The 11,916-nt window shown below is 66.8% G+C and carries 10 protein-coding genes; 7 read left to right on the top strand and 3 right to left on the bottom strand.

Going from position 1 to position 11,916, the window contains the following annotated elements:
- From KDH83_RS25835 to KDH83_RS25805, 6 genes are all read left to right on the top strand, one after another.
- Positions 1–678 (top strand): hypothetical protein (locus tag KDH83_RS25835; RefSeq protein WP_212320898.1); only part of this gene is annotated, 678 nt, incomplete at its 5' end.
- Positions 675–926 carry a hypothetical protein gene (locus KDH83_RS25830; RefSeq protein WP_212320889.1) on the top strand — a complete coding sequence of 84 codons (252 nt, stop codon included), beginning with the start codon at positions 675–677 and terminating at the stop codon, positions 924–926. The genes KDH83_RS25835 and KDH83_RS25830, both read left to right, overlap by 4 nt.
- Positions 927–1,151: 225 nt before the next feature.
- The gene (locus KDH83_RS25825) at positions 1,152–1,478 is read left to right on the top strand and encodes a hypothetical protein (protein WP_212320887.1); all 327 of its coding nucleotides are present in this window, start codon (positions 1,152–1,154) and stop codon (positions 1,476–1,478) included.
- A 330-nt stretch (positions 1,479–1,808) separates the two neighbouring features.
- Positions 1,809–2,765, top strand: coding sequence for an integrase (locus tag KDH83_RS25815; RefSeq protein WP_249205358.1), 957 nt, complete (start codon positions 1,809–1,811; stop codon positions 2,763–2,765).
- Between the two features lie 325 nt (positions 2,766–3,090).
- Positions 3,091–4,854 carry a DKNYY domain-containing protein gene (locus tag KDH83_RS25810; protein ID WP_212320881.1) on the top strand — a complete coding sequence of 588 codons (1,764 nt, stop codon included), beginning with the start codon at positions 3,091–3,093 and terminating at the stop codon, positions 4,852–4,854.
- 115 nt (positions 4,855–4,969) lie between these two features.
- Positions 4,970–6,280, top strand: a complete 1,311-nt coding sequence (locus tag KDH83_RS25805) for an ATP-binding protein (RefSeq protein WP_212320879.1) — start codon at positions 4,970–4,972, stop codon at positions 6,278–6,280.
- A 16-nt stretch (positions 6,281–6,296) separates the two neighbouring features.
- Here KDH83_RS25805 and KDH83_RS25800 read toward each other — a convergent pair whose 3' ends face one another.
- The 3 genes from KDH83_RS25800 to KDH83_RS25790 form a co-directional block, all read right to left on the bottom strand.
- Positions 6,297–7,916 (bottom strand): methyl-accepting chemotaxis protein, encoded by a 1,620-nt coding sequence (locus KDH83_RS25800; RefSeq protein ID WP_212320877.1) that lies wholly within the window; start codon positions 7,914–7,916, stop codon positions 6,297–6,299.
- A 287-nt stretch (positions 7,917–8,203) separates the two neighbouring features.
- Positions 8,204–9,772 carry an EAL domain-containing protein gene (locus KDH83_RS25795; RefSeq protein ID WP_212320875.1) on the bottom strand — a complete coding sequence of 523 codons (1,569 nt, stop codon included), beginning with the start codon at positions 9,770–9,772 and terminating at the stop codon, positions 8,204–8,206.
- Between the two features lie 85 nt (positions 9,773–9,857).
- Positions 9,858–11,297: a PLP-dependent aminotransferase family protein gene (locus KDH83_RS25790; RefSeq protein ID WP_212320873.1), complete on the bottom strand. Its 1,440-nt coding sequence runs from the start codon at positions 11,295–11,297 to the stop codon at positions 9,858–9,860.
- Positions 11,298–11,391: 94 nt separating this feature from the next.
- Between KDH83_RS25790 and KDH83_RS25785 the strand changes: the two genes are divergently transcribed.
- Positions 11,392–11,916, top strand: a 525-nt coding sequence (locus tag KDH83_RS25785) for an NAD-dependent epimerase/dehydratase family protein (RefSeq protein WP_212320871.1), incomplete at its 3' end; no start/stop codon positions are given.

The raw sequence follows: 11,916 nt of genomic DNA, 5'->3' as shown, positions 1-11,916 counted from the left end.
ATCGAATCCACGCTCGCCGCTGACTTCGCGTGCGCCCTTGCAGAGCATCTGTCCAGGCTGCGCGCCCCTGTAGCCGATGAGCGGATAACGTGGATCGCGGACTATGAACCGCTCTACTACTTTGCCCAGCAACACAAAGTGGACTACCAGGCGCTATGTACGGCCGCCCGCGCCGCCCTGGCGAGCGCCCCTGTAGCCGGGGAGGCGCAGAAGCCGGTGGCGTGGGTCAATGAGGACGGCGACCCGATCAGCGATGCCATGAAGCGCGCGCGGCCGGACCTCTATGGCAAGCACTACACGCGGCCGCTCTTTGCCGCGCCCCAGGCCAGTGCCGAGGCGTTCAAAGACCTGGTGACGCACGGCGTGTCGCTCCAGCGCATCGCGCCCGCTGACTTCCTGGCCGCTCCCGCTGCTGGCGATGCGACCCGCGACCTGATCGCAAAGCATGCCGAGCTGATGGAAGCCAGCGACCACACCTATTTCGAGCTGGCCCGCACGCGGCAGACCGGCTGGATGGCATGGCTTTGCTCGCATCCCGTCGAGACTCACCCCGACCGCAAGGTGCTGGCGCGCGGCCAGGGCGAGACGCCGGACGAAGCGTGCCGCGAGGCACTGGCCGATTTCAATATGCGCGCCGCCCTGGCCGCGCAACCGGGCGCGCACAAGGAGCAGTCATGACAAAGCCCAAGCCGCAGATCCAGCTCAGTCGCGGCGAGCACATCGTCGCTGTTGTGCCCGAGTACGCATCAGGCCCTGGCTGGGCTAACTCGCCGCTCTTCGTCTACATCGACAACCAAGGCAAGCTGCGGACAGAGTGCATCCAGCCGGATCACCAGACTGTGGAGCAGCGGATTCTGTTCGCGATGGGCGCGCAGATTTCGCATCAGCTGATCGCGTCCGTTGATGTGCAGCGCGAGGAGAAATAGATGACCCCCCGAAGAACTCGAAGCCATCGCCACCCGCAAGACTACGTGCCATCCCTTTGGGGAGACCGTGAGCATCAGCAGAGCCGAGCGGGATGCGCTGGTGTAGTGGACGCGACGGGCTATGTGGATCCTCGCGGGCAATGATCGCAATGTCGACATAGTCGCACCGTATGTCGGGGATGATCGAATCGGCGTTGTGGACGATTACTTGAGGATGGAGCAATCATGACAGACCGCGAATTGCTTGAGCTGGCGGCGCGGGCAGCCGGCATCGTTGGAACATGGTCCACGGGCTACCAGGGACACGGGGGTGAAGAACTCGACGGCCTCGACACGGGATCCTCGTTTCTATGGAACCCGCTGGTCAGCGACGGCGACGCTCTGCGGCTGGCGGTGAAGCTCTGCATCCGAATTGCGCACATGAACGGATTCGCTTATGCCCTTACTGGCCTGCGAGAATTCGAGGAGGCAGAAATAGCCGCCCCCTATGCCGCCACCCGCCGCGTTATCGTCCGTGCTGCTGCGGAGATCGGCGCACGCAAGGAGGAATGATGGACTGGCCTGAAGCCTTCCGCGATGCTGTGATGGCCATCTGCGTGACGGCTGTAATCATCGTGATCTTGATATGACTGACGCAATCCAGCACCTGCTGGAAACCACAAAGAAGAACTGGATACAGGCCGCCTAGCGCGGGCTTTGTTTTGGAGGTGATATGGAACAACCCGTATCAGAACCGATCTCGGCGCTGGAGGCCGCCCGCCTCCTTGGGGTATCCCCCCGGCATGTCTATGATCTCGCTGCCCCTGATGGCCCGATACCATGCTATCGGGTAGGGCGGCGCATCTCTTTTGAACTTACTGATCTGCTGGAGTACAGGCAATCATGTCGATCCATCGCGACACAAAACGCGGTCAGTACATCTTTGAATTCGACCGCACGATTGAAGGTAAGAGAATCCGCGCTCGTAGCCGTCTTCCGAAAGCATGGACTCGAACCGAGGCCGACGCCTTCGACCGCAAGGAATCCGCACGGCTCTACGCAGTCGCGTCCGGCATTGCGCGTGATCGGGCAACGGTAGAGCGGGCAATTGAACTGTACTTGGCGGACAAGAAGCACCTAAAGACCTACAAGGAAGTCATGCGGGTCTTCTCGTCGCTCTATGGCTACTACACCGGCAGGTTCCTAGATGAGCTGCCGGAGATCTGTTCAGAGATCGCCAAGCAGCAGAAGGCCCCGGCGAGCATTAAGTATGAAATCTCCCTGCTGCGCGCTGCTGGGCGATGGGCATGGAAGAAACATAACCAGGGCGAACATGACCCTGGGGCACGCGTGCAAGTCCCCACGGTGCGCAATGAACGCCACGTCTATGTGACGGTCCGGGAGATGCTAGGGATGATCCGGCACTGTCGGAACAAGGAAGCGCGGATTGCCATGGTCGTAGGCTTCTACACGGGAATGCGCCTGTCGGAGATCCTGAAGGCCAAGATCGAGGGCGATTCGTTCGTCATCCACGACACGAAGAATGGCGACATGATCCGGCGCGTGCCAATGCATCCGAAGCTAGCTCGGTATCGTGCTGGCTGGCCCATCCAGTGCGCAAAATCCACAATCCAGAAGTGGGCACGGATCAGCCGGGAGAAGGTAGGATTGGGCCACGTCCATTTCCACGACCTACGCCACAGCACGGCCAGCGAGCTGATCAACAACGATGTTGACCTGTATACGGTCGGTGCTATCCTCGGCCACAAGGACCCGCGCAGCACAAAGCGATATGCCCACCTGGACCAGTCACGGCTAACCGATGCGATAGCGCGTATGGGACAGAAAAAGCGGGCATGAAGTGGTGGGGGGAATGTTGACCGACAGGGCGCATCCTGGGCACTCCTGGCGATGATCGCGCGACGTTTCCCCTATGAAAACTTCCTTTGCGCCTGCCGCATACGCGACTCGAAATCAGGCGTACGGTATCCCCGTACCGTGGGTTCGAATCCCACCCTCTCCGCCAGTATTTGAAAGCCCCCTGACTCGTCAGGGGGCTTTTTCTTTGGTTCGCGCATCGCCGCCATCTGCCGCCCTGGCGCCGCTTGCCCAACCCACACCCCCTGCTAGCATGTGCCAGACCGTCAGGCAGACGACCCGCTCATCCGCAGAGGACCGTGAAGCAATGGCTGAACCGCTTTTCATCGTGGCCGATATCGACATCAGCGCCCCGGCGTTGCGCCGATGGCTGAAGTCCGCGCCGCAGTCCGTCGCGGCATTCGATGACTGGCCGGCGTCTGTCAGCCTTGGCGCTCCAGGCCTCACCGAGCAGGCCCCGCCCGTGGAACCCAGCGTCGCCGATGCGCTGGTGAGCTACTGCGTGGACAGTTTCGGACGGGGAGATGGGCATCTGCACTGCCAGCACGACGAGCAGGCGCATGCGCTCCGGTTCGCAGCGTGCTTCCAGTATGGCGACGAGGCCGGCGCCCTGGCGTCCGCGCTTTTTCTCTGCGCCTTGCTGCGCGGATTGGCGGACGCCTACACGGCAAGACAACCGTCGCTCGTCCGCCTGTTCGACGCCGGCGCCGATCTGCTCTGGCTCGAGATCGGCAAGAAGTCCGCGCGCGTCCTGCCCGCTCCGGCGCATGCGCCGGCCGCGCCCGCGTGGTTCGACGACTGGATCAGCCAGGACAACCTGGGCGACCCGGGCAGGCTCATGGCCGCGCTGTTCCCTCCCCTGGCCCGCGCCCTGAAGAAGCAGCTGGCGCTGGGCGCGCTGCAGGCCAGCCCGCAAGCGCCCCACCGCTACGACAGCTGCTTCTGGACCGACGGCGAGCGCGTGTATCGCTGGCCTGGCGACGCGCCGGTGCAAGACGCCGCCCCCCTGACTTTCCGACGGGTCACGCCCGCCAATGCCATGGACTCGGCGTTCTACACGGATGGACGCCAGGTCTGGTACCACCGGCCCATGGTGGGCGCCGTGCCCGTGCAGCCGCTTGAACCCGGAACCGCCATGCAAGGCTGGCGGCCGTTCGGCTCCGACGGCGAGCCGATACTGCGTTGCGGCGATACCGTGTGGGCCGTCGCATGCATGGACTATCCCGATGGCGGGAACGTGCCGGACGAGGCGAACTACCCGCTAGGCGGCAATACCCCCGGCAATGTCGAGCGCGTCCTGGGCGGCATTGCCTCGCAGGGCGGCATCCCCACGTGGGAAAAGGCCTACGACTACGAATACCTGCGCCCCACGCGGGTGCTGGGCCAGTCGTTCGCCCATCTGAAAGACAGCCTGTTCGAAGATGGCGAATCCGTCTATGTCCAGGCGGCCCAGGGCCTGCTCCGCCTGGAGGGCGCGCTTCCCGGCATGACGACGGACCTGGGCGCGCTGAGCCTCAACAACGGGCGGATCTTCCATCGCGGACAGGCAGTCCGGCGCCAGCCCGATGCCGCCACGTTGCGCCATGTCGGCCACGATCTGTACGCGGACGACAGGCGCGTCTACCTGCTGCGCCGCGAGATGGACGGCATCCATTCCCATCCGGTCCTGCGGATTCTGCAGGACGCGGATCCGGCGCGCTTCCGAATCACGCACGTCCTGCCGAATGCCATCCTCAGCGACGACGAACAGCAAGTCTGGCTCAACGGCGAACCCCTCCACGGCGTGAAGCCCCGCGCCGTCAAGCTCATGGGCGTGTTCTTCTGGACGGATGGCGTCCACGTCTATCACTGCGAAAAACGGATTGCGCAAGCCGATCCGGCAAGATTCGAAGTGCTGGCCGACTCCGACTACGCGCGCCAGGACGAGGCCGTCTACTTCCGCGACCAACGGATTCCCGGCGCGGACGCGGCCAGCTTCGTTGCCGACGACATGAGCACGGCGCACGACCGGCGCCGGCGGTATCTGTTCGAGGAGCCGGTCGCGGACCAGGATGCCGCCACGGGATCCTAGCCACGCGCGGCTGGCCGGGGCGGCCCGCGCCTGGCCGGCGGGCGAATTCAACATAAAATACGGCGGCGCACTCCATGCGCCCAACTCCGGAGCCCCCCACGGCTCCGCGTCGCCGATGCTTAAATTCATCCTCCGCGTCTTCGTCGTCGCCGTCATCAGCTTCGCCGTCGCGTACCAGATCGTGAACCGCGGCCTGGGCTACCTGGTCGAGCCCATGGTCGAAGACCTGGCCGTGCGCACCATGCGCGGCCAGGTGTACGCGCTGCACAAGGACCTGGACCCCGTCGCCCCCGCCGACCGCGCCACCTTCCTGCTGCAGCAGGTCCTGCCCCACTACGGCCTGGAACTGCGGCTGCTGGCGGACGCCCAGGTCCAGCCCACCGAGAACGAATTCCGCCAGATCGACAGCGCCGGCTTCCTGATGCGCGACGACTTCGAGACCGTCGTCATGCCGCTGCCCGGCGAGCCCCGGCAATGGCTGGAAGTGAAGCTGCCGGGCGATGACCCGATGGACAAGGCGCTGACCTGGGGCGCCTGGATCGTGCTGAGCCTGCTGCTGACGGCCACGTTGCTGCTGCTATGGGCGCTGCCGGTCTGGCGCGACATGGACGCGCTGCGCAACGCCGCGCTGCGCATGGGCCAGGGCGACCTGGGCATACGCGTGCGGCTCTCGCGCATCGCCGGCATCCGCCACATCGGCGAAACCTTCAATCAGATGGCCTCGCGAATCTCGGCGCTGATCGAGAACCAGCGCAGCATGACCAACGCCGTTTCCCACGAACTGCGCACGCCGCTGGCGCGGCTGTCCTTCGAGCTCGACCTGCTGGCGCGCGAAGAGGCCGCGCCCAAGCGCGGCCTGATCATCCAGGACATGCACGCGGACATCGAGGAACTGCAGGGCATGGTGGCCGAGCTGCTGGTCTACGCCCGCCTGGAGCGGCCCGCCGAGGAGTCCGTCAAGCTCGAGACCGTGGACACGCTCGACTGGCTGAAGGAAGCGCTGGCGCTGGTCGCCTTCCAGGCCGAGGCCCGCAACGTGCAATGCCACATCCTGGACGGCTACCCGGACCACATCGACCTGCATCCGCGCTACATGAGCCGCGCGCTGCTGAACCTGGTGCAGAACGCCGTGCGCTATGCCGACGGGCATGTGTACGTCTCGGTCACCGCCTGCCCCGAAAGCGGCTTCCAGCTCATCGTCGACGACGACGGGCCCGGCATCCCGGCCGCCGAACGGGAAAGCATCTTCGAGCCCTTCATGCGCCTGGACGACAGCCGCGACCGCGGCACCGGCGGCGCGGGCCTGGGGCTGGCGATCGTCAAGCGGGTGGCGGCCAGCCACAATGGCAGCATCGAAGCCTGCGCCAGCCCGCTGGGCGGCGCGCGCTTCGTGTTGCGCTGGCCGGCCGGGACGAAGGCGGACTAGCGCCGGCGCTTGCCGCTCAGGTAGCGGCCAGCCGCAAGGCCGAAGCCTGCGGCAGCGCGGCGGACGCCTCGCCCTCCACATCCACCACCTGGCCGCCGCCCGGCAGGCGGAAGGCGCTGACGGCGCGCTTCAGGTCGGCGGCCTGGTCCTGCATGGAACCGGCCGCGGCGGCGGCCTCTTCCACCAGCGCGGCGTTCTGCTGCGTGACCTCGTCCATCTGCGACACCGCGCGATTGACCTGCTCGATGCCGTCGGCCTGCTCGGCCGAGGCGGCGGCGATCTCGCCCATGATGTCGGTCACGCGCTGCACCGAGGCCACGATGTCCTGCATGGTGGCGCCGGCGCGCTGGGCGCTGTCCGAGCCCTGGCCGATCTTGCCGACGGTGTCCTCGATCAGGCCCTTGATCTCCTTGGCCGCCTGCGCGCTGCGCTGCGCCAGCGTGCGGACCTCGGCGGCGACCACGGCGAAGCCCTTGCCCTGCTCGCCCGCGCGCGCCGCTTCCACGGCCGCGTTCAGCGCCAGGATGTTGGTCTGGAAGGCAATGCCGTCGATCACCGACACGATATCGGCGATCTTCACCGAGCTGGCCGAGATCGCGCTCATGGCGCCCACCACTTCCGACACCGTGGCGCCGCCGCGCGACGCCGTGTCTGACGCCGCCGCCGCCAGCTGGTTGGCCTGGCGCGCGCTGTCGGCGTTCTGCTTGACGGTGGAGGACAGCTCTTCCATGGACGCCGCCGTCTGTTCCAGCGACGCGGCCTGCTGCTCGGTGCGCGACGACAGGTCGGTGTTGCCCGCGGCGATCTGGCCCGAGGCGGAGGCGATGTTGTCCACGCCGGCGCGGATCCGGGCGACCGTGGCGGCCAGGTTGCCGTTCATCGTCTGCAAGGCCCGCATCAGCTGGCCGATCTCGTCGCGCGAGCGCACGGCGATGTTGCTGGTCAGGTCATTGGCCGCCACGGTGCGCGCCACGGCCAGCGCGTCCGACAGTGGATGCGTGATGCTGCGGGTCAGCAGCACCGCCAGCAGCAGCCCGCTGAGCAGGCCGATGGCGCCGATCACGATCATCCACAGATTGGCGCTGGCGTATTCGCCCTGGATATCCTGGGCGCGGGCGTCGATATCGGCGCGCTGCACGCTGGACAGTTTCGAGATCAGTTCGATGAACTGCCGCGTCGCCGGCAGGAATTCCTGGGCGAACACGCGCTCGGCGGTGGCCACGTCGCCGTCCTTCTTGGCCTTGAAGATGGTGTCGCGCGTGCTCAGGTAGGCTTGGCGCGCCTTGGCGATGCCGGCCCACAGCTCCTTTTCCTCGGGGCTTTCGATCAAGGGTTCGATCTGCTGCTGCAGCTGCGAGGAATTGCGCGTGGACGCGGCCGCCTCGTCGGCGAAGAAAGTCGCCAGGCTGGCGTCTGCGCTCTTGGCGATCGCCGTGGTGCGGGTCACGCCGGAATGGATGTTGCGAGCCCAGTCGTTGACCAGCCGTTCCTTGACCAGCGAGCGCTGCGTGACGGTTTCCACCGAGCGGTTGATTTCAGCCAGCCCCAGCAGGCCGACCACGCACATGATGATGATCATGGCGAGCAAGACGGAGAAACCGCCGGCCAGGCGGGTTCCCAATTTCAGGTTTTTCATAGCTTCCCCGGTTTTCCCGCTGGCACCAGGCCGCCGGCCGTCGGGAAAATCCGCCCCAAGATAAAAGTCGGTGTATCGGTAAATGTGCCAGCGGAGCGTTTGAGTTCGTGGATTTCCGCAATGGTCCAGGAAATGCTAGCAGCGGCGATCCGGCCGGCATCGCGGGAAATGGAGAAGGTTTTGACTCAAGCTCCAGGCTTTGCACGGCCGGCGCGACGGCCGGCCAGGCAGTCTCCCGCCGTTGCGGGACGCCCGCCTTGACATCCCGCAAGCGGGACGCGGCCGGCTCAGGCCGCCAGCGGCGCGCCTTCGCCCGGCATGCGCTGCGGCGGCGGCGTGCTCTCCACGTTGCGCAGGTAGTACTTGATGAACTCGGCCGCCGGCATGGGCTTGCCATAGAGCCAGCCCTGGCCGAAATCGACTTCGCGCGCCTTGAGATAGTCGGCCTGGTCCTGGCGCTCGATGCCTTCGGCCACGGTCAGCAGATTGAGCGACCGGGCCATGCCGATGATGTGCTCGGTGACCTTGTGCGTGGCCGAATCGGTGCCGATGGCATCGACGAAGGTCTTGTCGATCTTCAACGAATCGAGCGGCAGGCGCTGCAGGTAGGCCAGGCTGGAATAGCCCGTGCCGAAGTCGTCGATGGCCACGGCGTGGCCCAGCCGGCGCGCCTCGGCGATGACGGGACCGGCCGTGTCCACGTCCATGAAACCGCGTTCGGTGGCTTCGAGCCAGATCTGACGCGGCTCGATGGATGTGTGCAGCAACATGCGCTCGAGCACCCGCAGCACTTCGCCGTCCTTCATGTCGCTGGCGCCCAGGTTGACCGAGATATGCACGCCGCGGTCGACGGCGAGCAGCTCCTCCATGTCCCGGATCACCAGCCGGAACACCTCGGCCGTGATGCGCGGCAGGATGCCGTTTTCCTCGGCGATGGCGATGAACACGTCCGGCCGCATCTGCTTGCCGCCGGGCCGTTGCCAGCGCACCAGTGCCTCGGCGCCCACGCAGCGACCCGAACGCAGGTCGATGATGGGCTGGTAATGCACCGCCAGCTCGCGCCGGCTGACCGCGGTGGCCAGCTCGCCCGCCAGCGACAGGCGCCGGCGCGACAGCCAGCACACCAGGCCGATCATGACCACCGCGGTCATGCCGCCCATCGGCAGCCAGAGATTGCGTTCGCGCCGCAGGGAACTCAAGGCCTCGCTCGCGGGCTCGAGCAGGACCACGGCGATGTCATCACCGCGCGCGACGGCGCTCAGGTAGTCCTCTTCCACGTCGAGCTTGCCGCCGTTGAGCGCCTGCGCCACCAGCATGAGGTCGGGATGGTTGTGGCTGCCCAGCATGCCCGAGCCCGGCAGCACCAGCGCCATCTGCACGCCATCGGCCGGCGTCAGCTGGGTGAACCGGCCGGGCTCGATCAGCGCGCTGTAGTCGCCGTGGCGCACCGCCACCATGCGCAGGCCCGGACTCACCACCGGCACGGCGTCCAGCCGCAGCGCGGCGCCGCTCTTCAGGTACATATGCGGCGGCTCAAGCCGCGCCTGGTCTTCCGGTATGCCCCAGCTGGTGCAGCGCACGTGACCGTCGGCGACGTAGGCCAGCTCATCGATGGAACGTTCCTGCAACGACAAGGTTTGCATCATCCGCACATGCTGCGGCGAACAGGGATCGATCCGCATGGCGTTCAGCCGGCGCAGCACTTCCACCGTCTGGTCCAGCATGCCTTGTGTGTACTTGAGGATGCGTTGCGCCTGGTTGTCCAGGCTCTGCTGCTCCAGCGCCACCGCGCGCGACCACGACATTTGCAGTGCGAAGCCGATCGGCAGGAAGGCGCCCGCAGCGGCCAGCAACACGGCAATTCCGATCACATACTTGCGCGGCATCGGGGCGGGTCTCAGGAGTTCGCTTCTGCGGCGAGGTTTTAGGCTTTTACACGCTTTATACGTCAAGCGCGCGTTTTAACTGACGCACACGCAATAATGTCTCATCCTCGGACGCCAGATTCGTGAATCCCAACAACAGTCCCTGGCGCGCGGCGTCTCCTGCATAGCGCGCCGACAGGGGCTGGGCATTCAGGCCCGCCGCCTGGGCGCGCCGCGCCTGCTCGGCGTCATCGCCATATCCTGGCAACCGAACGATGAGGTGCATGCCGCCCTGCGCCAGTTCGATCTCGGCCCCCTCGCCGAAGGCCTGCCGCAGCGCGGCCGCCAGCAGGCGCCGACGGCGGCCGTACAACTGGCGCATCTTCTTGAGATGACGGGAAAAATGCCCTTCGGCCATGAAATCGGCGACGATGGCCTGGACCAGCTTGGGACTGCCGTTGGACCAGGCAACGGCAGCCTGTCCGCAGGACTGGACCAGCGTAGCGGGCGCCACCAGGTAGGCCAGCGCCAGCCCGGGATAAAGCACCTTCGAGAAGCTGCCCGTGTAAATCACCCGGTCGTGCGCGTCCAGGCTCTTGAGCGCCGGCAGCGGCGGGCCCGCGTAGTGGTATTCCCCATCGTAGTCGTCCTCGACCACCCAGGCGCCGGCCTGCGCCGCCCAGCCCAGCAGCTCGGCGCGCCGGGCCAGGCTCATGGAGACGCCCAGCGGCGCCTGGTGCGACGGCGTGACCAGCGCCATGCGCGCTCGCGGCGCCCGTTGGCGTCCGGCCTCCACGACCAGGCCTTCTCCATCCACAGGCACCGGCACGAGACGGCAGCCGTGGCGCTCCAGGACCTCGCAGGGCGGCGCGAAACCCGGCTCTTCCACCCAGACCGGATCGCCGGGCGCCAGCAACGCGCGCGCCAGCAAGGCCAGGCTGGCCCGATGGCCCGCCGTGACGAAGACCTGCTCCGGTTCGCAGGCCGCGCCGCGCGAGACCGACAGATAGGCCGCGATCGCCTGCCGCAAGGGCCAGTAGCCGGCCGGATCGCCATAGGCCATGTCGGCCGGATTCAGGGCGCGCAACCTCCTGGCTGCCAGCCGCAGCCATTGCTTGCGCGGAAAGGCATCCAGCGCCGGCATGCCCAGCTGGAACGGCGGCGGCGCGGCGTCAAAGCCATGCATGGCCGCCGCGCCGGGCGTCGCCGCCACAGCGGCCTGTGCCGGCCGGCGGGGCATCCGCGCCGCGGCCGGCAGGCGCGGCGACACCACGGTGCCGGCCTGGCCCCTGGCCAGGAAATAACCCTCGCCCATGAGCTGGCTGTAGGCCAGGTCCACCGTGCCGCGCGCCACGCCCAGTTCGCTGGCCAGGCTGCGCGCCGACGCCACCCGGTCGCCCGGCGCCAGCAGGCCCTGTTCGATGGCATCGCGAAAGCGCCGGTAGATCTGGCGGTACAAGGGCTCGCCCTGGAGACGTTCCAGATCCGGCAACGGAGTATGGGGAGGGGCTTTCATGGACCAGTATTCTTGTACAGATATGGCTCTTTCAACTGAGCCATCGTAGCCCTATTCTGCCAGCATGAACAACGGATCCAATGGAGCCATCGCAATGCAAGACCGAATTTTCCTGGCGGGCGCCACGGGCGCCATCGGCACGGCGCTGATTCCCCTGCTGCGCGCGGCCGGCTACGAGGTGCACGGCGCCACCCGCAGCGCCGATCGTTGCGCATCCCTCGAAGCCGCTGGCGCGACGCCCGTCGTGGTGGACGTGTTCGACGCGGCCGCCTTGCAGGCCACGCTCGCCCACATCCGGCCGCGCCATGTCATGCACCAGCTGACCGACCTGTCGCTGCTGGGCGACCCTGCCCGCGCCGGCGAGGCCGCGCGACGCAATGCGCGCATCCGCGACGAAGGCACGCGCAACCTGGTCGCGGCGGCGCTGGCCGCCGGCAGCGAAACGCTGGTGGCCCAGAGCATCGATTGGATTTATGCGCCGCAGGCCGTCCGGCCCTGCGACGAGGAGCAAGCGCTGGACCTGGACGCCCAGGGCGACCGGCGCGTCAGCGTGATGGGCGTGGTTTCACTGGAACGGCAGGTGCTGGACGCGCCCGGCATCACGGGCACGGTGCTGCGC

This window comes from Achromobacter sp. Marseille-Q0513 (assembly GCF_018195695.1).
GTDB lineage: Bacteria > Pseudomonadota > Gammaproteobacteria > Burkholderiales > Burkholderiaceae_B > Achromobacter.
Note: the sequence above shows the minus strand (reverse complement) of the source record. Positions and strands in the feature narration are given on the sequence as shown.

Bases quoted from the DNA above. Each gene is read 5' to 3' on its own strand.
- KDH83_RS25830 (WP_212320889.1), top strand. From the start codon at position 675: ATGACAAAGCCCAAGCCGCAGATCCAGCTCAGTCGCGGCGAGCACATC.
- KDH83_RS25825 (WP_212320887.1), top strand. From the start codon at position 1,152: ATGACAGACCGCGAATTGCTTGAGCTGGCGGCGCGGGCAGCCGGCATC.
- KDH83_RS25815 (WP_249205358.1), top strand. From the start codon at position 1,809: ATGTCGATCCATCGCGACACAAAACGCGGTCAGTACATCTTTGAATTC.
- KDH83_RS25810 (WP_212320881.1), top strand. From the start codon at position 3,091: ATGGCTGAACCGCTTTTCATCGTGGCCGATATCGACATCAGCGCCCCG.
- KDH83_RS25805 (WP_212320879.1), top strand. From the start codon at position 4,970: ATGCTTAAATTCATCCTCCGCGTCTTCGTCGTCGCCGTCATCAGCTTC.
- KDH83_RS25800 (WP_212320877.1), bottom strand. From the start codon at position 7,916: ATGAAAAACCTGAAATTGGGAACCCGCCTGGCCGGCGGTTTCTCCGTC.
- KDH83_RS25790 (WP_212320873.1), bottom strand. From the start codon at position 11,297: ATGAAAGCCCCTCCCCATACTCCGTTGCCGGATCTGGAACGTCTCCAG.